This window comes from Paraburkholderia sp. RL17-373-BIF-A (genome assembly GCF_046030175.1).
Lineage (GTDB): Bacteria > Pseudomonadota > Gammaproteobacteria > Burkholderiales > Burkholderiaceae > Paraburkholderia.
In genome coordinates, this window is sequence record NZ_JARESO010000008.1 from 242415 (window position 1) to 264647 (window position 22233).

Annotated in this window: 14 protein-coding genes and 1 pseudogene; all 15 read right to left on the reverse strand. The window is 56.4% G+C overall.

Features of this window, described 5'->3' with window-relative positions; all coding sequences use genetic code 11:
* Window positions 1–37: 37 nt before the first annotated feature.
* Window positions 38–796, reverse strand: coding sequence for a lysophospholipid acyltransferase family protein (locus P0D80_RS13020; RefSeq protein WP_408284275.1), 759 nt, complete (start codon window positions 794–796; stop codon window positions 38–40).
* Between the two features lie 40 nt (window positions 797–836).
* Entirely contained in the window at window positions 837–1391 is a 555-nt protein-coding gene (gmhB, locus tag P0D80_RS13025) for a D-glycero-beta-D-manno-heptose 1,7-bisphosphate 7-phosphatase (protein ID WP_132376042.1), read from the reverse strand.
* A gap of 9 nt (window positions 1392–1400) precedes the next feature.
* Window positions 1401–3500, reverse strand: coding sequence for a glycine--tRNA ligase subunit beta (gene glyS / locus P0D80_RS13030; RefSeq protein ID WP_408284278.1), 2100 nt, complete (start codon window positions 3498–3500; stop codon window positions 1401–1403).
* A 15-nt stretch (window positions 3501–3515) separates the two neighbouring features.
* Window positions 3516–4523 (reverse strand): glycine--tRNA ligase subunit alpha, encoded by a 1008-nt coding sequence (glyQ, locus tag P0D80_RS13035; RefSeq protein WP_106310562.1) that lies wholly within the window; start codon window positions 4521–4523, stop codon window positions 3516–3518.
* Between the two features lie 203 nt (window positions 4524–4726).
* Window positions 4727–5113, reverse strand: a pseudogene (locus P0D80_RS13040) (glutamate synthase-related protein); the annotation flags it as partial.
* Window positions 5114–5213: 100 nt separating this feature from the next.
* A complete protein-coding gene (locus tag P0D80_RS13045) occupies window positions 5214–5864 on the reverse strand; it encodes a hypothetical protein (RefSeq protein WP_408284281.1) in 651 nt (216 codons plus the stop codon).
* Window positions 5861–9208 carry a VPA1269 family protein gene (locus P0D80_RS13050; RefSeq protein WP_408284282.1) on the reverse strand — a complete coding sequence of 1116 codons (3348 nt, stop codon included), beginning with the start codon at window positions 9206–9208 and terminating at the stop codon, window positions 5861–5863. Before P0D80_RS13050 ends, P0D80_RS13045 begins: the two co-directional genes overlap by 4 nt.
* On the reverse strand, window positions 9205–10611 hold the full coding sequence (locus P0D80_RS13055; RefSeq protein WP_408284284.1) for a hypothetical protein: 1407 nt from the start codon (window positions 10609–10611) through the stop codon (window positions 9205–9207). The genes P0D80_RS13050 and P0D80_RS13055 overlap by 4 nt, the downstream gene beginning before the upstream one ends.
* A gap of 647 nt (window positions 10612–11258) precedes the next feature.
* The gene (locus P0D80_RS13060; protein WP_408284287.1) at window positions 11259–11537 is read right to left on the reverse strand and encodes a hypothetical protein; all 279 of its coding nucleotides are present in this window, start codon (window positions 11535–11537) and stop codon (window positions 11259–11261) included.
* Between the two features lie 81 nt (window positions 11538–11618).
* Complete coding sequence (locus P0D80_RS13065; protein WP_408284289.1) at window positions 11619–12491, reverse strand: hypothetical protein; 873 nt, start codon at window positions 12489–12491, stop codon at window positions 11619–11621.
* A gap of 42 nt (window positions 12492–12533) precedes the next feature.
* Window positions 12534–16391: an NACHT domain-containing protein gene (locus P0D80_RS13070; RefSeq protein WP_408284291.1), complete on the reverse strand. Its 3858-nt coding sequence runs from the start codon at window positions 16389–16391 to the stop codon at window positions 12534–12536.
* A 149-nt stretch (window positions 16392–16540) separates the two neighbouring features.
* A complete protein-coding gene (locus tag P0D80_RS13075) occupies window positions 16541–17635 on the reverse strand; it encodes a DUF4238 domain-containing protein (RefSeq protein ID WP_408284293.1) in 1095 nt (364 codons plus the stop codon).
* A 10-nt stretch (window positions 17636–17645) separates the two neighbouring features.
* The gene (locus P0D80_RS13080) at window positions 17646–18998 is read right to left on the reverse strand and encodes a nucleotide-binding domain-containing protein (protein WP_408284296.1); all 1353 of its coding nucleotides are present in this window, start codon (window positions 18996–18998) and stop codon (window positions 17646–17648) included.
* Window positions 18999–19004: 6 nt separating this feature from the next.
* Window positions 19005–20366, reverse strand: a complete 1362-nt coding sequence (locus P0D80_RS13085) for an SAVED domain-containing protein (RefSeq protein ID WP_408284299.1) — start codon at window positions 20364–20366, stop codon at window positions 19005–19007.
* Window positions 20367–20477: 111 nt separating this feature from the next.
* Window positions 20478–22220 (reverse strand): Ivy family c-type lysozyme inhibitor, encoded by a 1743-nt coding sequence (locus P0D80_RS13090; RefSeq protein ID WP_408284301.1) that lies wholly within the window; start codon window positions 22218–22220, stop codon window positions 20478–20480.
* Between the last annotated feature and the right edge of the window lie 13 nt (window positions 22221–22233).

Consider the following 22233-nt stretch of genomic DNA (forward strand, 5'->3'; position numbering starts at 1 on the left):
GGCTTCGCGCAAATACGCCTTCGAGGGCGTGGGCGCGTCAGATTGGTGCGGCGGCGGAACTGCTTTCCGCCGCGCGGTACGCGGTAGGATCGATGCGACGCATTTCAGCTTCGATCCACTGTTCGACGCGCGTGTTCACTTCATCGGGCGTGAGCCCCGTCGTGTCGATCGGCTTGCCGATCGACACTGTGACTATACCCGCATATTTGAGAAACGAGTTGCGAGGCCACACACGTCCTGCGTTGTGCGCGATCGGTATGACCGGCGCACCGGTGGCCGTCGCGAAACGCGCGCCGCCGGTTTTGTACTTGCCTTGCTTGCCGGTCGGCGTGCGCGTGCCTTCCGGAAACATGATGACCCAGGCGCCTTCCGCCATGCGTGCGTTGCCTTGCTTGATGACCGATTCGAACGCGTACTTGCCTTCCTTGCGATCGATGTGAACCATCTTCAGCATGCCGAGCGCCCAGCCGAAGAACGGCACGTACAGCAGTTCGCGCTTGAACACGTAGCACAGCGGCCGCGGCATCAGCGCCGGAAACGCCAGCGTTTCCCATGCCGATTGATGCTTGGAGAGCAGCACCGCGGGACCGTTGGGCAGGTTCTCGAAGCCTTCGATGTTGTAGCGGATACCGTTGAGCCAACGCACCGTATGCAGCGTCGCGCGACACCAGCCGGCGGCCATCCAGTAGCGATTGTCGGCGCGCATGAACGGGAATGCGATGAAGCATGCGGTCGCGTACGGCACCGTGAACAGAACGAAGTAGATCAGCAGAAGCAAAGAACGGATGAAGCGCATCGGCGTGGTCAGTGAGGGATGGGGACGCGCGTGGCGCGCGTCACTCTTGAGCGTCGGCGAGGAAGTCGAGTGCGAATGCGCGCAGGTCGTCGTGCACGATCGTGCCTTCGGGCAAGCCGCCGGCCGCAAGTGTTTTGCGGCCCTTGCCGGTCAGCACCAGATGAGTCGGATGGCCGAGCGACGCGCCTGCTTGCAGATCGCGCATGGCGTCGCCGACCACCGGCGTATGTTCCGGGTCGACCTCGAAGCGCTCGGCGATCATCTTCAACATGCCGGGCTTAGGCTTGCGGCACTCGCAATGATCTTCCGCCGTGTGCGGGCAGAAGAACACCGCGTCGATGCGCCCGCCGACCGCTGCCGCCATGCGATGCATTTTCAGATGCATCGCGTTGAGCGCGTTCATGTCGAACAGGCCGCGGCCGATGCCCGACTGGTTGGTCGCAATCGCCACGCGATAGCCGGCCTGGTTCAGACGCGCAATGGCTTCGAGCGAACCGGGCAATGCGACCCATTCGTCCGGCGACTTGATGAACGCGTCGGAGTCGACGTTGATCACGCCGTCGCGGTCGAGGATCACCACTTTTTTGGTTGGCATGGCGCGGGCTCAGGCGGCGAGTCGGGAAATATCGGCGACGCAGTTCATCTGCTGATGCAGTGCGCCGAGCAAGGCCAGACGGTTGGCGCGCAATGCCGGATCTTCGGCGTTGACCATCACGTCGTTGAAGAACGTGTCGACCGGTTCGCGCAACGCGGCGAGCGCGGTCAACGCGCCCGTGTAGTCGCGTGCGGCCAGTTGCGATTGCACGCGCGGCGCGACCTGTTCGAGTTGCGCATGCAAGGCTTTTTCCGCCGCTTCGACGAGCAGCGTGGCCTGCACGCCGCCGGTCGCCGCGCATTCCGACTTCTTCAGGATGTTCGAGATGCGTTTGTTGGCCGCCGCGAGCGAGGCCGCTTCCGCCAGCGACGCGAATTCACGCACGGCATCCAGACGCGCGACGATGTCGTCCAGACGCGTGGGGTTCAGCGCCAGCACCGCGTCGATTTCGCCCGGCGCATAGCCGCGCTCGCGCAGCAGACCGCGCAGGCGGTCCATGCTGAAATCGTAAATGGCTTGCGTCGAATCGGCGACGTTCGGCACCGCGGCGAATTGCGCGTAAGCGGTACGCAGCAGTTCGACCAGATCGATCGGCAGTTGCTTCTCGACGAGAATGCGCAACACGCCGAGCGCGTGACGGCGCAACGCGAACGGGTCTTTCTCGCCCGTGGGTTGCAGGCCGATGCCCCAGATGCCGACCAGCGTTTCCAGCTTGTCGGCCAGTGCGACGACAGTGCCGGTCGCGGTGGTGGGCAACGCGTCGCCGGAGAAACGCGGCTGATAGTGCTCCGAGCACGCGAGCGCGACTTCTTCCGGCTCGCCGTCGTGGCGCGCGTAGTACGTGCCCATCGTGCCTTGCAGCTCGGGGAATTCGCCGACCATGTCGGTGATCAGGTCGGCCTTGGCCAGACGCGCGGCGCGCTTCGCGAGCACCACGTCGGCGCCGATCAATCCGGCAATCGCGCCGGCCAGCGCTTCGACGCGCTCCACGCGTTGCAGCGCCGAACCCAGCTTGTTGTGATACACGACGTTCGCGAGCAGCGGCACGCGGTCCGCGAGCGGCTTCTTCTTGTCCTGCTCGAAGAAGAACTTCGCGTCCGCCAGACGCGGACGCACCACGCGTTCATTGCCTTCGACGATATCGCCCGGCGTGGACGTCTCGATGTTCGACACGATCAGGAAGCGCGAGCGCAGCTTGCCGTTCGCATCGGTCAGCGCGAAGTATTTCTGGTTGGTCTGCATGGTGAGGATCAGGCATTCCTGCGGCACTTGCAGGAATTCGTCCTCGAAACGGCACGCGTAGACCACCGGCCATTCGACCAGCGACGTCACTTCGTCCAGCAGCGATTCCGGCATCACCACCTGGTCGCCGTCGGCTTGCGCGAGCAGATGCGTGCGGATGGTTGCCTTGCGGTCGGCGAAATTCGCCACCACGTGGGCTTTGTGCAGCAGCGTCTCGGCGTACGAGTCCGCGTGTTGGATCTGCACGAAACCTTCGGAGAGGAAGCGATGGCCGAGCGTGGTGTCGTCGGCGTCGATGCCGAGCGCGCTCACCGGCACGATCTGTTCGCCATGCAGCGCGGTCAGCCGATGCGCCGGACGCACGAACTGAACGTTGGTGCCGTCCGGGCGCTGATACGTCATGACCTTCGGGATCGGCAGCTTGGCGAGCGTTTCGTCGAGCGCGCTTTGCAGGCCGTCGGCGAGCGTGGCACCGGGCGCGGCGTAGCGCAGGAAGAAGGCTTCGGCCTTGCCGTCCTGCGCGCGCTCCAGGTCGTTCACCGAAAAATCGGGGAAGCCGAGCGCGGCGAGTTTCTTGGCGAGCGGCGCGGTGGGCTGGCCGTCTTTATCCAGCGCGACGGAAACCGGCAGCACCTTTTCGCGCACGTGTCTTTCCGGCGCAACCGCGCGCACGTTCTTGATCGTGACGGCGAGGCGGCGCGGCGTGGCATAACGTTCGAACGACAGTTCGCCTTCGACCAGGTCGCGCGCCGCGAGGCGCTGCGCAATGCCTTCGGCGAAGGCGTCGCCGAGACGCGCGAGCGCCTTCGGCGGCAGTTCTTCGGTCAGCAGCTCGACGAGCAGGGTAGCTTGATGGGGTTGAGTCATGTGTTGATGTTCTCGTCAGTCCTGGTCGATCTTGCGTTCGACTTTCAGCGGCGGCGCCCAGGCGGGCATCGCGGCGTCCTGTTCGTCGGTCGTGAGGCCGGGCACGCCGTGCACCGGATTGCCGAGCATCGGGAAGCCGAGCTTTTCGCGCGAATCGTAGTAGGCCTGCGCGACCAGCTTCGACAGCGCACGAATGCGGCCGATATACGCCGCGCGTTCCGTGACCGAAATGGCGCCGCGTGCGTCGAGCAGGTTGAACGTGTGGCCGGCCTTCAGCACCAGCTCATAGGCGGGCAGCGCGATCTGCGCTTCGATCATGCGCTTCGCTTCGGCTTCGTAGCTGTTGAAGATCGAGAACAGCAACTCCACGTTCGCGTACTCGAAGTTGTAGGTGGACTGTTCGACTTCGTTCTGGTGGTACACGTCGCCATAAGTCAGGCGACGCAGTTCCGGGCCGTTCGGGCCTTGCTCTTCCCATTCGGTCCAGACGAGGTCGTAGACGTTCTCGACCTTCTGCAGATACATGGCGAGGCGTTCGAGCCCGTACGTGATTTCGCCGAGCACGGGTTTGCAATCCAGGCCGCCGACCTGCTGGAAGTACGTGAACTGGGTCACTTCCATGCCGTTCAGCCATACTTCCCAGCCCAGACCCCAGGCGCCGAGCGTGGGGTTTTCCCAGTCGTCTTCGACGAAGCGCACGTCGTTCTGCTTCAGGTCGAAGCCGAGGGCTTCGAGCGAGCCGAGGTACAGATCGAGGATGTTTTCCGGCGCAGGCTTGAGCACCACCTGGTACTGGTAGTAGTGCTGCAGACGGTTCGGGTTCTCGCCGTAGCGGCCGTCTTTCGGGCGGCGCGACGGTTGCACATACGCCGCGCGCCACGGCTCGGGGCCGACCGCGCGCAGGAAGGTATGGACGTGGGACGTGCCCGCGCCGACTTCCATGTCGATCGGCTGGAGCAACGCGCAACCCTGCTTGTCCCAGTAGGACTGCAGTGTCAGGATGATTTGCTGAAACGTGAGCATGAAGTGCCTTTCGGGCATGGGGCCGCGCCGTGAGCGCCGAAGCGCGCCGGGTGGCCGTGGAGCGAAGTGCTAAACCGTAGATTTTAACGGAAAGGGAGGGGGGTGTCCGTTTTGCGGGGTCGGACGGGAGTTCGAGTGCGCTTTAGACGACAAAGGGCCGCGTGTGGCGGCCCTGCGTCGTACCGGGCGCGTCGGCGGGCGGATCAGGTCGCCGCCAGCTCCATCTTCGGCGAGAACGAATCGCTTTGCGCCACCGGCCAATACTTCTCGAACAGCGAGTAGCGGTAGCGACCGTTGAGCAGATCGTTCGGTTCGAGATACTTCAGCAGTTCCGACATCAAACGCACCTCATGCGACGACACGCGCCGCACGATGTGATGCGCGCGCAGTTCCGCCGGATGCTTCAGTCCCGCGGCCTGAATGATTTCCTTCAGCGCATGCAGCGTGTTGTGATGGAAGTTGAACACGCGGTCGGCCTTGTCCGGAACCACCAACGCGCGCTGGCGCACCGGGTCCTGGGTCGCTACGCCGGTCGGGCAGCGCCCCGTGTGGCAGGTCTGCGCCTGGATGCAGCCCATCGTTAAAAACCCCCACTAGCAACTATTAGTACCTGAAGCGCCGCCGGCGCGCCGCTCCGTATTAGTTGCGAAACTATTGAAAAATAGCCAATTTGTAATGTTGGTGAAAGTTTTAGCTTTTGCTTGGCCCCGCCAGCTCTCGCAGCGCGGTCACATGGTGTTTCTCGAGAAGCACGTTTCCTGTTATAGCCTGTCGAATACGGTCCTTGTGCAGTTGCAAGCCGCAGTTTGCAAGGATGTTTGTGTCGAATAGTTTTTCGAGCGCGACCTTTGCGGCTGCGGGCAACGCGGTGGAGTACGGGGACTTGGAACTCGACAACGTTCCGCCTCCAAATCCCACCCTAATAAGCTCATCTACAGGGACGCCGGGAATCAGGCGAAGACCGGCCTCGATACGGGCCCGTGCTGCAAGCGCCTGGTCACGCTCTTCCTGAAGCAGTCGGACATAGGCGCGGACCGTTTCGTCAGCGATGAGCGGCTCTGCCCGCTTTGTCCCGCCTGAAGATGTCACATCTTGAGCAGACCGCCGAACGTCAACATAGTGGCGTAAGACCGGCGAATTCCGTATGGATTGGGCCTTCGGCCCTGCCCATTGCCGGTCGACACAGTAATGCTCAATAGCTTTAGGCGTAACTTGGACGCTCTGGTTCTCCAGATAGTCACATGCCTTCTTGATTCTATCCAGCGATTCAAGTTGACGTGGATTCGTAGCAGCCGAAACTAAATCGGCGTACAGGTTATCGACGACGACTGCCTTACTCACGCGAACAGCTCCTCTTCATCTGTTGCACTGGAGGGCCCCGCCGCTTTGCCAACCAGCGTGACCAATCGGCTCATCTCCTTGGAATCCGATAGCGCCTCAGGCGTGGCATTTTCCTCGAGTAGCTTGATAGCTTTAGCAAGGCGAGGGTAGTCTTTAAGCAGCTTCTTGCCGGACAGTAGGTCGTCAAGTTTCTGACCACGGACTTGCTGCAATATCAAAGACGAAAGAAGATTCCCGGCCTCGTGTGCATGTTCGTCGTTAAGGTTGAGTAGAAAGGGTTTCATGTCGTTCGCGGTCATCAGCTTTGACAAGATAGCGTTCTTCTCGAGCTCCGCCTCGCGGTTGCTGAAGCCGGTCGAGAAAGAGCTCATCTGAGTAATCTGGTCGAGCAGTTCGAATTCGTGAGCCTGTTCAAGAGTGACCCGCAGCTCCAGGCCGCTGCTTGACGTTAACACGGGCACCGGCACGTTAGCTCCCTTAGCGGTCAAACGTTTCTTCGTGGCGAGGTAATCATCCATCAGTGCAACGGACCTTTCAGCATACCGATAGCGAGCAACCCATTCATTAGCGTCGATTTCCAGTTCGCGGTTCAAGATGTCCGCACGGTCGCGAAGTTCTCTCGCTTTGCGTTTGTTACCGGAGTCCTCCGCATCAAGGCGCGCGTCATTTATCGCCGCAAGTTCCAATCCCTTTTTCCGAATGAGAAACGCAAGATTGTTGACAGCTGTGACCTGACCGAGAAGATGAGCGGGGCCCGTCATCCAGAAGCGGCAGAGCCCGCACCTTTTCCCCCCGGGTACCGGCGCGTATGTATTATGTGCAACGCTTATGAGAGGACCGCCCAAACTGCATGACGTACCTGGGCAGATTCCTTCTGACGTGATGGTCATAATCCCTGTACGCTCCTGCAGAGCACGAAAGCCTGGCCCGACTCCCGCACCTTCCTGACCGATAAGATATGGCGCAAGTTCGTCAAGGCTTGATGTGAAGAGTTCGGACCCAACGAAATCTTGGTCGTTGACCATTCTTTCGTGCGCTTCAAGAATGAACTTGCGCAGCTTTGCCGGTGAATATTTGAGATAGTGCAGAGTCATGATGAGGGTTTGGTGCCCTGCCACGAACATCGAAACTACCTCGAGCGGAACCCCTGCCTCAATAAGATTGGAAATCCCGCTAACTCGAAGTGAGTGAAGGTCGACTAGCCATTTGAGGCCTCCCTTTCCATCGTTCTCTACCAAAGCGATTCGCTGCCCGTACTTGGCTTCTATGCGCGTCTGTACCTCTTGCAGCACCTTTACGTAAAAGCGAGTGAGGCGAGTGTATTCAATCGGACGAATAAGGTCTGCGGAGCTCGGGTCTCGGAAAAGTGGCGTAATCTGTGGTCCCTTCACCTCGACTGGCCTATCAAGTTCATGTACATCGGCCTGATACACTCGATAATCCAAGGGTTTAGTAATCACTGGCAAGTAGCGCTTCTGCCATTCCAAGTACATGAGCAGCAACTCGACGAGTGTCGAAGATACATAAGGTATTGGGTAGCCGATGTGAGGGCTATCATATGGCGCAGTCTTATTTGTATTTACCCAAAGTGTCAGCCATGATTCAGCCCGAAGGCCATCATGCTGGAGTCGTAGCGCTCCCTCTTTCCGTCCTTTGACAGCGTAAGAGGACGAATTGCGCACGAGCGAGTTTGATGCAGGGTCATAGACCTTTTCATCAAGAAAGCCAGAGTCGAGCCATCGGGCTTGATGGCTGCGAATGGGTGTATCGAACAGGACGTAGAGACAAACGGCAAGCCCTGGGTCGAATACACGGGTGTTAGCGTTGGTCACTGCATCTCGCACTTGAATCATCGTGCTGCTATACGTGCGAGGGAAAGCGAAGTCGTCATCCAAAAGGACCTGCTTCATCTCTTCAATGATGTATGGCGGCAGAGCGTCTCGAGCGGTCTTCGAAGGCGAGCCACGCCTTCCAAATGTGTCTGAGCTGGAAATAGGATTGGCTAGCGACGCAGCGGATTTGTCACCGGTCGCGACCATATAGTCACGCAACCAGTCGAAAAATTCACGGACAGTAGAAATGGTGTCGTTCAGTCGCCTTGACGAGCCGGATTTCTTCTGCAGAAATTCGAAGAAGGTTTCGGGGTTCTTGAGTGTCGCGTCATAAATATGTATCTGACGGTTGACATCCTTGGGTTCGATGGGAGGAGTCTTCAGCGAAACAAGAAAGTCCCCGAGGCTGTTGAGCCGACCAATCTGGGGGCGTACACGTGCCGTCTTAAGTGACTTAATGTAGGCACGGAACATTTCTGACCATACGATGAGTTCGGGACGACAGGTACTTAGCCATCGAAACTCGCCGTCAAGACGTCGTTCGTCCTCGGCGACATGGCCCTTCCTGGACGACTTCAATTCGATAGCATGCTCAGGGTTCGCAAGATTAAAGTTCTGACGCAGCAAGCGAATTGCGCGTCGCACCTTGCTAACCATGGTCACTCTCTTTTTTTGGACTGCACTGGAGTACCGCGTGGCTATATTTTCTTCCCAGATTGCCGCAAAGGCATCTATTAACTCAAGGGGCAAATCATCAAACGAGGCAACGTTCGTTGTAGCGAAGAACGTACATGTTATAGAGTGAGTCAAGTCGCTGCTACGTTGCGCTGGCATAACGTAGGTGGATGCAATCAACCCGCTGCGGCTACCACTGTAACGTTGATTTTTGAGCGTTGGCCATTTTATGGGATTGCTCCAATCGCGCAGCCGGTGAGGGAACAGGAACCAACCGCGTTCCCACAAGAGCGTAAGCATTTCGCAATGTCGAACAGGATACATGGCGGGTAAGTCGCTGGTCCAAAGACCTTGCACCAACTTTTCGACAAACTCGCGGGGGCTATCTGACGAATCAAGCAGCGCATGAAAATCGGGTGCGATGACTTGCTCTGGGAAGTCCAGCATAGCTTGCAGCTCTGCCCGCGTGCTCGGTTGGTCGGCGCGAACAAGATAGCGCTGTTGCTCAATCGGCATGTTCTGCCCGGCTTCGACAAGTTTTCTTCCTTTGAGGTCTGTTGCTAGAAGCCCAGCAAGATAGCGTGCCTTATAGATTCCCGGGACAACTTTGTTACTCGTTTCATTTTCCGACCTAAAGGCAGTAATGAAATTACAGGAAGGAGGTTCTTTAAGCATCACGTCTTCCCAGTAGGCATCGATGCGCTTGCTTTCGAACTCGGCAATCGCTTCGTGCAGCTCGGCATTTGTCGGCTCTATCAGAAGAGCAAACTCAGCCTCGCTGTCGTTGAAAGCAACGTCTTTTCCAGAACCGATTGCTTTGAAATAATGAACGGTCATTGGGTATGTCCCGAGAATGAAATGCGCTCCATGTCAGCGCAAAAAGACGGAAGCTCGCTTTGGATGCGTGCGAAACCTTTCTTGAGCTCATCGCGAGCAACTGCTTGGTCGAGTGCGTAGTAAATCTTTGTCGACAGAATGCTTGCGTGATGCATGATGGTCTGAGTGACTTCAAGGGGCAGGCGGAGATGCGAGGCGCAGAAGTGGCCGTAAAAATGCCGGCCGCCGTGGCGGTTGACACCCTCTTCATCTGGTTCAAGGCCAAGTCTGCGAGCCGCGCGGTCGAACATCTTGGCTGTGTTTGACAGCGTCAGAGGATTGCCGAAGCTCGCGTCGTCTTTCTCGTTGACGAAGTAGTAGGGATGCTCATCCCTGACGTGCTTGCGCGTCTCATGTATGTACTGGAAGTGCAGTCTCGCGAAGTACCTTCCCATTTCTGGTACAAGCCAATTGACGTAAGATTCTCTGCGAGAGTCTCGGTCGTACGCCATCCCTTTCCAACCTGCGCGCCGGGGATGTTTTTTTCCCAGTTTGTTGCGCGGTCCGAGGGAATATCGTTCTGCAAGGAAGGTCGTACGGTTACCGTGCTGCTTGCCGCGATGCAAATTGGTCCATTCATAGGAGCCAGTCTCGGGATGTCCCAATGTGACAACGGCGGTGCCACTGGGGTCGACGGTGATGTCGGTCACAAACAAATGCAATGGCTCCGACGAACGAAGCCCTCCAAAGAACAGGAGAATCAAATACAGCCGGTCACGAACCGAAGGAGTCGCGTTGATGAGCGACAAGACTTTGTCTGGAGGGAAAGTCTTTCTTTCGTAGCTTGCCTTAACCCGACGCAATTTTGGTGCGAACTGAGCTCGGCTCACTTTTCCTCGACCAGCTTGGCTCGAACTGACCAAGTGCGCGAGCTTGTCCCATTCTTTGCGACGTTCCAGAGCAGAATAGAAGCGCCGTTGGTCTGAAAAGTTGAGGTCTTCGACGAACTTGGTCTCGCGCTGATTCAGAGGAACGTGTCCAAAGTTGTTCGCGCAGAATTCTCCAAAGGCACTTATCCGGCGGACGTCGTCTATGGCTGTTTTCCGCTGCACGGCATCCCAGCGCAACTCAGCGGTTCCATGCTCGCGCGCCTCCATGAACCGCGCGAGAACGCGGCCAAGGTCTTCTGCTGAAACTGGTCGACCCTTCTCCACGAGATAGTAAAAGTCGTAGAACAGGCCAATCGCTTGAATGATTGCTGAGATTTCGGCTGGCGAGGTGAATTCGTACAGGGTGTGATGTCGAGACCAAGCGAGCGCGAAGATGCTAACTTCGCCGTCCCTGAGGAACAGGAATGGGATGCTCGCTCCCAAGGGACCTTCCGCGATGGGAATCTCCACGACCGAGTGAAGGGTCTTCCTCACGGTCGCCCCCCCTGCACGCACGGCCTGAAAGGCCGTACGAGGCGATGAGCTGGTCGGCGCTGCCGTGGTGTTTTACGACATAAAGCCGTTGCAGTTCTTTGCCGCGAGACGACCGATGGATAAAAGCCTAACGAGCACGGCAACTGGACGGACTGACAGGAAGCCGCTGCACGCCGCTTCCGTTCGCCGCCCCCCACATTTGTTGCAACTTCTCGCATTGGAACCTCGCTAACGTACCTACTCATAGATAGCGAGGCGGCCGCGGCTAGGTCGAAAGCGATGTCAATCCAGAGAGTCCTTAATTGGGCATTGCGCCTAGAGGAAAACTAGCATGGCATTTCAAAATTTTCAAGTGTTAAATCAATTAGAAAAATCGTCAGTTAATATTGGAGTATTAGTTAACTGATTTAATCGGTTGATGGTTTTGGGCTACTGTTGTAGTTGTTGGGCGAATTGCTCGTGAGCCATTACAGGCAGGGCATTGGGCGGGCCGGAGCCCTTTCCTGAGTGCGCAGAACGAGTGAGGCAGCGAGTGACAAATGAACTATTATGATATACGAATTCAATGTAATAAGTCAGTCTGTTGTTATACGTATATCGTGTAATGCTATTTCGTGGTGTCCGACGTATAAGGCCGTAACATCTCTTCAAACTAGAACACGTAGCGGGCCCGCGCCGTCGTATGCAATATCCTGGAGATAGAGCTTCCACGCGTTGGCTGCGATAATTGTCGCGAAGCTTTTCGCGCCGCGGCGCATTGCAACGTAACTTCCGATGTAGCCCTTTGCGGCGCGAGGCGACATATCAGGATAGGAATCGCGCAATGCCTGTTCGGCCTGCGGTAGTTGCAGGCTGCCAGCGACAACCGCCCGCGCCAAGTCGAGCGCAAGCTGAAATGCTGTTGATGGAACCAGGTATCGAGGCATGTCCGGATTCTCGAAAGACTGCGAGGGTTAAGTTCATTCCGCCGCGCCAGCCGCACCACGCTCCGCCTGGCTGCCGTAATCTCACTTCAGCGCCCCCACCGCGCTCCGCAGGTAATCACGCGCCGCCTCAACCTTGTCGGGATGTGTTTTCTCGTCTAGGTCGGCGCGGTCCTTCTCGCCCAGGAAATAGGCCGTGCGGTCCGGTTCCTCTTTGCGTGGATGTGGGAGGCCATGAAGCACGCGTTCCTTGTTCAAGAATCCTTCCTTGGTCAGCCACTCGATGCCTCTCGATGCGGCCGCTCCCACTGGGATGAAGACCGCGTCTGGCATAGCTTTGGCCATCTTCCCGAAGTGGTTTTTCATCTGGAGACGCAACATAGGGTCTCTTTCGGGATGCCACCCGGCCCTGAAGTTCTCGCCGTTTTTGAACACGGGAAACTGAAGCACGGACGACACCTGCAACAAGTCGCCCGGTTCGCCGAACAGGGCTGCACTTGAGCTCAGACCAAACCACCGATGCACGCCAATGTGGTCGAGGAGCGAAGCGACGCGTTGTCGTGTTACTCCGGCAAACGCGGCCGCGAGATTGGCGCGCCGAAGTACCTCGGACACAGGAGCACCCTCGAGCAGCGCGCGGCGCGCCTCGGTCAACGCAATGTCCGCCTGCGCCTTCCAAGGAGTGGCGTCCACCAGCACGAGCTTCGCCGAGCGGTTCACCCACTCGAACGGCGCGTAATACACCGCCAAGTCGCCGTTGCGGTGCATGCGAAGGGATGCAGATTGCGGGTCCCCTTGAGGGCCGCGGTAGTCCCGGATTGCAGATTCATACTTCTCGAAAAGCTCGAAATTCACTTCGATTTGGTCCGTATATGTTGTTTTGCGTAGTGCAGCGATACTCTTTGCATCAGCTTTCGTAGGCGAGCTGCCGCCGCTGTACGTTTCCGAGGCGTCCACGAGCAGCGCTCGACCGCTGTGGCAACGAGTCGCCGGCGGAGCCTAGTGCAGCCATCGTCCATGCTCGTCAATCAGCAACTCACGCCGCGCGCTACCTGTCTCGCGCAGTAGCCAGTGCAGGTTATCGCTCTCCGCCACATCATCCGAAGAGAGTTGCTGTTGAAGCAAGTGGTATAGAGTCTCTCGCGGGTAACTTCGCAACATGTTGGCGACGGCGCGAATATTATTTAGATTGCGTGGGTCCTGAACAACTCGACTCACCAGGAATGAATGTGTCCATTCAAACGACATGTCGTCAGCAGTTTTCAGGAAGTGATATAGGACATCAGATTCCAAATGGCCTGACTGGGCAAGCCGCAACATCTGAGTCGGTGGAAAAAAGCTCACCACATCAGCAAAAATCCGTGGAATCAACCGAATTAAACGGTCGCACGCCATCATTCGTTCAAAAAGTGCATCGTTATACGTTGCCAACGTATTAAGACGGGACAGAATCTTCTCAGCCTTGTCATCGTCATTGGTGAACGGCCCGAGAACGGCCTCGACCGCAACATCCGGAACAAGTCGAAGTGCTTCGGGCGAATGGTGCTCATCCCAGTTAGTCACGAATCGGATATGCGCATACCAACGTTCGAACGAAAGCTGTCCCATTGTTGGGTCCAGCTGCAGCGACAGCCCGGTCTTCCTCTTCCAAGACATGTACTCCTTCAGGACCAGCTTGGCGCGGTAGCCCCCAAATACGTTTGGGTTGCGCAAGATTTGGCCGATGAGCCATGCCATCCCAAGCCTCTCGACCTTCCCGGCTACAAAGATAAGAGACTCTCCAACGCTGGGCGCAATTCCAAGCCGTTGGCTCGTCTCATTGAATAGCCTTGAATTCAACTCCATAAGGAACGATTCAGGCACTTCGTCGAGTACCGCAATTGCCTGAAGAGCGGCGACATATGGTTGCCCCCCGAATGAAACGGGCAATTGTGCGGTTAATTCAGGTAGTAACTTCTGTCCATGGCGCGCTATCAACACCTTCCACCCCGTATGGTAATAGCCGCGCTCTATCCATTCTCGAGCAGTTTCATCATCTATCTCAAGACTGATAGTTTCGGCTAAGCGATGGTGATGTTTTGCGCCAGGTTCTGCAAATGCGAGCCTTTGGAAACGAGCGACCCAAGCGTCTCCAAGTTCCGGTACAGCCATCCCCAGGACTTCTTGAGCGCGCGTCGTCATGGATGAAAACCGCCGAAGCAATTCCTCATACACCGCATCGTCGCCACATGTAACAAAGATACGATTCGCCTGAAACCAAGCTGCGAACATGGTGTCTTGCGCTTGCGGATAGTTCTTTGCCAGCCAGAGCGCAAGCTCTTGGTTGATTCCGTTTTCAGAGGCAAATCTTAACAGCCATGGTTCCGATGAAAGGAGGTTCGGCAGGTGCTCGATTCCCCATTTTGGTATCTCATTCCCGCAAGCTAACGCCGCGGCCAGCGCCAAATTTGGTTCGAGGAGGCCTCGATGGAACATCTGCTCAAGCCAAGGTAGCCATCGCTCATCCCCGACAGTCGAAATAGCTTCAATGAATGTCGGGGTTCCTGGACCGCCGAGCCACAACGCGAGGGCCGCCTTATTTGCAAAGATGTTGTCAGACTTCAGAACATCAACAATATCGCGGACGTAAATTTTTTCGCTCGCCAACTGATTGACTACGTTGAGCGCTTTCCCCACATGAGTGGCCCTCGCGGAATGCATGCTTGCGAGTGCAGCACGGTATCGAACCGAGAGATTTGAGCTCTCAAACATCGACTTTAGCTTCGCGGAAAGCGTGGGCTCCATAGACGTGCTTCCAAGAAACGAATCAACTGTTGCCGCCAGTGATGCATCTGAAGTGGCAGTGGACGTTACGACGGATGCGTCAACAAATTCCCCGGACTGGAGAGCTAAGGTCAAGCTCTCACGTGTCTCGAGTTGAAGAACTGCTTGGTCGATTCGCGATTCACGTAGATAGCCAACACCCGCAAGCCAACTCCAGTAGAGGTCATGCACAGCGACAGCGACGCTTCCACGCTGGATGATTGTGCCTAGCTGCCGTAAGACCAACGTGGGTTCGACTACTCCACGTGTAGCAGCAGCTTTCCGGAGCGCCGAAATAAACTTATTGTACGAGCGGTCTCCTGAAAGCGAGAGTATTGCAATCGCATCGGAAAGCACAGATTCGAACTGCTCAGGCGCGCCCTTCGAAAGATGCCTGTGGAAATGGGCCATTAAGTCGCCCGTTGTTGCCATTGAGCCGCCCAGGAGCAAGTAGAGCGACAGCACCAGAGGTATCCTGAGCAAATCCACCATCTCATCACGAAGTATCGACGAGCGGTCGAAAGACTGTTCAACGGTTTTGCGAATCTGCATCGGGTCGAGGCGCTCCAGAGTCCAGCACCTGAACGGCGTATCGTTTGGGTCTCGATGCCGAGCACACACGATTACCCGAGTCCCCGCTAACACACGGAGAAGCTTCGTACGCTGCGAAAGATACTCTCCGGTCGCAAACTCAGACCAGCCATCTAGCAAGATACAAACGCGCGGACTAGCTAGCATATCCTCAAGACTGGTATCAGGCAAAAGCGCCGTAATCTGCTGAAGAACCTCGTCGGCGGTCTTGAGACCTGCGATATGAAGCAAAAATGGCACACTCTCGTCGGGTTCAAGGCCGGAAACAAACTCCGATGCTCCCCTATTGCCTTTTGCGAGCAGGTTCGCCGTTACCCGAGATAACGAGTGGCTTTTCCCTGCTCCCGGCTCAGCATATACAAGATGATGCAATTCTTGATGCCGGAGAAGGTCTGAAAGCCGCAGTCGCGACGACGGCTGTGAGTTTGGAGCGTCATCACTGCCCACCCATCGGTCGACTTCCGAAAGTTTATCCAGTGCGCCGCGCACGCGAGACGATACGTCAGGAAAGAGAGCCAACAGCGTCGGCGGTCGACCGTTGTCGCTTAGCGTTCTTGCCGCGGCTGCTATTGACGCAAAATCCAAGGCGGGGGACGCCGTTGACGATGAACGCTGAGCAGTTCTGTCCGTCGAGCGCAATATCTCGTCAGTCATGTCTATGAACTGTTGAGATGGAACCGCGATTGCAGTTGCCTCGCGAAAAGCATCTACAAACGCCTGATGGTCCAACTTACGAGACTTCGGTTGAAGGGTTTTTCGAAGCAGGACGGATAGAAGAACATCATATGCTCTGCGGGCTGCAGTTATTTCCGCACGAGCCACATTCCGGGCGTCGGCCAGATATTCTCGTCCGTCCGCTTCGATGTTCTGCCACGACGGCTGACCGCATGCAAAGGTTAATCGCATCAACAACCGACTACGAAGCTCGTCCACCGTGCATCTTTTGAGAAACGCGGATAGCTCTCCATCAGTAAATCGCGTGCGAAGTGCCTCGAGTAGTTCCGTCGCGTCTCCTCCTTTCGCCGACGCGGACCAAACCTCGAGCGCCGACGCGCTACTAGAGAGCGGGTTGTCGCGTTCCTTGCCAATGGTTGACGTTGTCAGATACGTGAGAAATATCTCTCGTTGAGGATTACTTTCTTGTAACGAAAAGAGCGTGTTGATGGCTTTCAGAACATCTGGCGAATTAAGCGTGATAGCACCTGAATCCTTCGTGTCTTTGACCTGTACGGCACGCAAAATCTGGCCGTTCTGATTGGCTGAATTCAATATCTCAGCGTAGTCTTCGGCGACTTCAAGGTGCAATTCGCCGTCCGCGGGCAGACGCATCCATGCAGCCAGCGAGGCGTGTAGCTGATATGCGTATCCTCGCAACGAAGCAATCGCCTGCCTCGCCGCTTCATCTTCGTCTATCGCCCATGGATTCGGTCCCGGACCAAATGAAGAAATTGTGTGATTGGCCATTTCACTTACACCCGTAAGCTTTGATTGAGCATGTTCCGAATTTCGCCACTTTGCGGGCGACCGCGAAGCACAGTCGATGCAAGGTCAAACTGTGTTGCTGACGGGTGGCAGGAACAAATCTGCCCGCCAGCGACATCGAACATCTTCACCTATCTCGCCCGTAATTTACGAAACGGGTTCATGCTGTCAGAGGACACAGCTCCTGCATTCCGAACGTAATTGACACCCGTGCCGTTTTCATAAATCACACCGGGAATACGCCAGCGAAGCAGAGCTGGCCATCTCGTAGGCTTCGGGTGCAATGACTGGCTATGCAGCAATGCGTCGCTGTTGCGCGTAGAGTCATTCGGCTCTGTGACAACAAAGCGGTCATACCCATTGTCCGAAGAATCGAGGACCGCATAATTAACCTTATGTCGAACGGTAAGGCGATACTTTGCGCAATCTGCATACTGCGTCATCAAGTCATCTTCCGCAGCCGTTTCAGGTACGTACAGGTTGGCGAAGCAACTGAGCATTTGGTGCTGATTCAGTGCCTTCACGTCTCCGACATTGCGCACCTCAACCCAGCCGCGGTCGTGCTGAACGCTGTAGACGTCGCCATCATATGCGAGACAAAGAATGTCCGGGGTCAGCGGCAGCAACGTGATTAGGCCCGCTGCGCTGAGTCCAAACGAACATCCGCGCGCACGGCAGTCCTCGAGATACCAGCGGTTCGAAGCAACGGCCGGGTCATCCGAAGTAACGAACGGAACATCAGTTCGATTTCGGACCAAACATAACTTAAGGTCGTCAATGACTGAAGCCACCTCCGACACCATCCCCATCGCCATTTGAACTGCCTCTTTAATGCCATACCCCACCGGCGACAATTTACTGCCCACAACAACTTCTGCCTCCGCTGCCATCTCAACGGCACGCCTCGAAGCCGCTTCCGTGCGTAAGTGCTGAAATAGCCAAAAGAAGCGGAGAAACGATTTGTCTTCGTCTTCGAGAAAATATCCAGGCTTACGAATTTTCCTCAGGAGATTCGCGTACTGGCCTTCGTACGATTGAATAACTTCTTCCAGCTTTGGGTCTTCACCGTAAAAATACGACCCGGAACATTGATTCTTCACCGGCGCAGTCGGAATGAATCTCTGCCGGTCAAGGTTGAAAATTTTTATGGTTGCATTCCCTTCTTCCTTTGTGAAGGCCTTGAGATAGCAACGCGGAACAAAATGCTGATTTTTATTTGTGGCCATAGGTTGAGGTCTACAACCAGTAACGCCGTCCTGGGGCAATACGGACGATGTGCTCTGCGTGGCGCACCGTCTCGCCATTCTTAACGATTTCACAAATCATTTTGTGTTCACCCTTGAAGGCGGTGTAGGTCCAATACGCCTCTCCGGACGCCAGTAGCTTGTCGTGGGTGAGTTGATTCTCTTCCTTCGCTTCGTCGCCTTCGTTTCGAACGCTCCAGCGCACACTGTATGGAAGTGCGACGCCAAGTGAATTCGCCGTGAAACGCAAGTGGACGCCTTTCGGCAAAGCCGCCGACCCGCTGACGTGCTGCTTATACGTCTTACCCTCCTTCTTGCGGGCGAGCATGCACTCGATGGTCAAGCCTGTCGCAGCGGCTGTCTGGGCGATTGCCTTTCTGGCACCGGACCAAAAGCTGTTAAAAAAAATTGCGTCCCATGCGGCATACGCCTGCGCGGGCGTACATGTCCATTGGTGCAGGACATTGAGCCTTGGAAGCCTCTCAGCAAGCACGTCCCGCAGACGCTCCACTTCGCGTCTTCGTCGGTCAGATGAAGTGAACGTGGAACCAGGAGAAATGGGATTCTGCACTTCGGCGCTCACACAGAGTCTTTCGTACAGCGCTTTCAGCGTGTCGAAGAGGGCTACGTCATCCCGTGTCGCGTTCGGCTTATAAACTTCGCACACGAGACTCGTGATGATGATGCCGCCTGGAAGCGCCCATCCAGACCGTGACCGAGCAAACGCCTTTACGAATCGCACAATCCGCCGCAGCTGGCCTCTCGCTACCGAGACCTGCGTGCCAATAAACGTCTCCAGTAGCGTCGGCGGACTTTTACTGTCTACTTGGTTGGTGAACCAGTTCGGGTACGCCATCGGGTCCCGCTCTGTCCATTCGTCACCACCTGCATGTTCGATTACGAGGCTGCCAAGCCAGTTAGTCCGACGGCGGTAAACCGCGAAATCGATGTGATAACCCTCTGCGTACCAGACCGTGACGGCATTCTTTCGAGTCTCAGGCTCTTTCGTGAAATTGCTGCATTTCTCGAGAAGCGCTTCACAAACTCTCGCACGCGCATCACCTGGCCTGTCGGGAAGGTCATCCGCTTCGAAAATGACCGCAACATCAATGTCGTAATCAATGTGCTCGCTTTGGTTCAGAGTATGCATCGCATAGCTACCCTGATTTCTGCTATCCACGAATGTCTTGTATACAACTCCGTTCTTATTGCCGAGCGACGTCAACCCCGAGGTTAGTCGTTGCAGATTTATGTCCCTATATGAGCCAAGGGCGTTCCGAAGCTGGGTGCCGAGGCGAACGTGATTCTCGTAAAAGACAGCGAGTTCTTTCGACGTGTCATACATGGCGTTTTACTTCTCCCAAATCCAGAGTTGCTCAGGCTGCCCATCTGCTGCCACGAGGTCGACCGCCCAAAAGTACGGTGGTGTGCTCCGCTGGGAATAGTTGTAGGCGCGAACCGAGCGATGCATAGTTTGGCTTACCATCTGTCCCAGTCGGAACGAGACAGACATCGGCGTAGCGGCAAAAATATGCTGAGTGGTCGTAGGGTTCTCGTTATGAATCTTGTCCAAGGCTCTACGAAACGTATTTGCGATAGCGCGCGTCTGTTCGTGATGAGTAATCACACCGCGCTTGGGCTCCGCGATGCGAACAACAAGGTGTCGATAAGGCCGGTCGATGGTCTGGTCAATATCCGATTTTGCAACCTGTGCGCTAACATCAACTTGAATAACAGCATCCGGACCACCGATGGGCCCTCCCAAGTCAATCAGTTCGACACCCAAGTCTGGCCCATCGTCATCTTGCAGAGGATTCCATTCGCCGCTAGCCGATGCGCCGTCCAGTTCGTAAAGCCGCACAGGCTGCCTACTGGAAACTGCGGTGCCTGCATGCATTGCCAAGGGAATGTGCGCTATTCCGAAGTAGGCGACAGTGGCTCTGGGATTTGCGTGCAACTGCGCGACGACATCCCGATGCAGATTGCGTTGAAGCGCTAGCGCGCCGCGTGCATCAAGGACTCCCCCTTCGTAGAAAGGCGATGCATCCATGAGCACTTGGTGAAACCCATCGGCTGCCGCGACAGGGTCTACGTTGCCGAAGAGTCCGGCGTTTTGAAAGGACTGGTGGCAAATAGCGATGAGTTCGGCCGGCGCGTCAATTTCGGACAATGCAACCAGCAACGAGCGGAAATGCTCGCGAGCTACCTTTCGATGGTCTTTGAGCATGGTGAGCAGGTGGTCCCAGCTGAACACCTGCACCGAAAATTTCCCTTCCGCCGCATGCTCCTCTGTGATGAGGCGCGCTTCCTTCTGTACTGCGACGTCCGCAGCTCCGCTCGTCACAAGGTAGTACCGGCTAAGCGGCGGCTCGAACGTCAAGGCTTTCTGGACTTCTGCACGCAGCTCGTCCGTCGACACGGAATGTTTGTATCGCCCGTCCTTGCCTTTGCACTGAACCCCTTCAAGCGTGCCGGTTGCTGAGTTGACTCCATAGACGTCTACTCCGGCTTGCGCTTGTCCCGTGCGGCCATGCATCAATGCGGCGGGGTCTTTCCAATGCGCGGCGAATAGGTCGCGCGTGAAGCGTTCAAACGCCTGCCAATCGGTCGGCGGCGGTATCTGATATGCACCAATACTCACAGTGGATTCTCTCAGGTTTTTTATTCGACAAACTTTATGGGCAAGCACCCGAAGCCGAGTATGCGAGAGCACACGGCCTTCTCGAATCCGGTCGCGTCACTTTCGTCTTCTCAGCAGTAAATCTCTACGAGATAGCCATGTCGGCGATTAACGAGCGGGGACCTTTCACGAAATCCGCCGTTATTATGGCTGAGCCACCTTACCGGTTTCAGCCATCACGGCAAGCGCAACCTTCTGGTCGGCGTACCACCGGACGAGACATTCGCGGTCATGGCATTGCTGTTCGCGATGATTCCACTGGGCCCGGGTCCGTGCCTTGAACGCAGCTGGGTCATCCACTGCGGCCTTTGCCTTGGCATAGATTGCTGCCAATTGAACATCGTCCTGAGCCAGCTCGGCATCGCTGCAAATGATGTGCTCTGCATCGGAATGAGCCTTCGAACAATCAAAGCTGGTCTGTTGGAAGGAATCCGCCTGAGTCGACGGCGCAGTGTCAGTCGCTGCCGATTCGCCCCCAACGACGTTTGACCCATTCTCCTGCGCCCAGCTCGATAGTGGTGTCACGCCAACATGCAAGTCGGGCCACTGGTAAGCCTTTATCGCGGAGTTGTTCGAGGCATTTGAAGTTTGCTTGACGAGCACAACGCCTCTTCCGGTCGTTTGATTGATGGCAAAAGCGGCTTGCTCCGTACTGCACTCATGTTCTTTGCAGCCTTGCGCGACCAGATAGCCGTCTTGTACCTGAATACCGGATGAGTTGGTCACGACCAGCCGTTCCGTAATTTTTTTCCAATGGGCTCGCGAGACGCCGTTAAATGCAGAACGGAATCGTTTGTCATTCACGACATCAGACGGGTACTTACCCACAAGCCAGCTAAAGTCCGGAACCGGACGAACTGTACTCAGTGTCGCGGCAGCCGGCACAACGCCATTCGAACCGACTGCGGTTGTGTCAGATTGAAGCGTCGCCTGTCCGCCATTGCCATTCGACGGGAGGTGGTGGGGATAGACGATGAGGGTGTAGACGACCGCCGCCGCAGTGACTGTTGCGGACGCCGCCGCCTTGAGGGCGACATAGTCATTACTCGAACGGATGGCTGGTCGCGGCGTGACCTCCACAGTTAGTTTGGACTGAAACCACTCGTTCGCCTCCTTGATGGCTTCGGAGGAAACTGCCTTCTTGCGCAAGAAGCTGAAGGTCTTGTATCCTCCGTAGGCAAGCGCGAATCCAGTTAAAGCCAGCCCCACGGGCACGCTAAGCACAGCCATGAGGAAACAACCCAACAGCGCAGCAAACAGAGGACCAACAAGTCCAGGAACACTCGGCCAAGCCCGCACCCTGGCCATCAGAGCACTCGCGGCTGTCTGCAGCTCACCGCGAGGTCCTTGCGCCGCAGCACACTTGTGCTCCATCTCGTAGACCGCCAGCATCGCCTTTTCTTTTTCTGCGAGCGAAACCGTACCGATGTCGACAGCTAACTTGATAGCTTTCGTTGTGAGCGCCAAGTCGTGCGCGAGCGTATTGAGGAACGGTTGAAACGCTTCGAGCTTGACCGCTTCGCTGATGTCATCATCTTCGACATAAACACCATGGGAGATGAAATACTGTCGAAGTGCATTCGTTGTGCGCGACTGCACTTTATAGACGAAGTCCTGCGTTGCCTGCTCTCTCTTTGATAGGTTCTCAGTATTCATATATCCAATATCGGTGCTCGCAGGCGTGCCGTGACTGTCCCGACGGCTGGATTTCCGACCCCTCAAACTCGTCGTATACCTGATTCCGGTTCCCGGGATACTTGTGGTGATGCGGCCACGGGTGTTGTACGTGAAGCCCTTTCCACCAAGAGACGCGCTAATTCCGCTCTTGCTTAGATTGATGCGAATACCGGGCGCAATTTTTATGCTTTTCCTGAAGCCCCAACCCATACTGTCCCCCAAA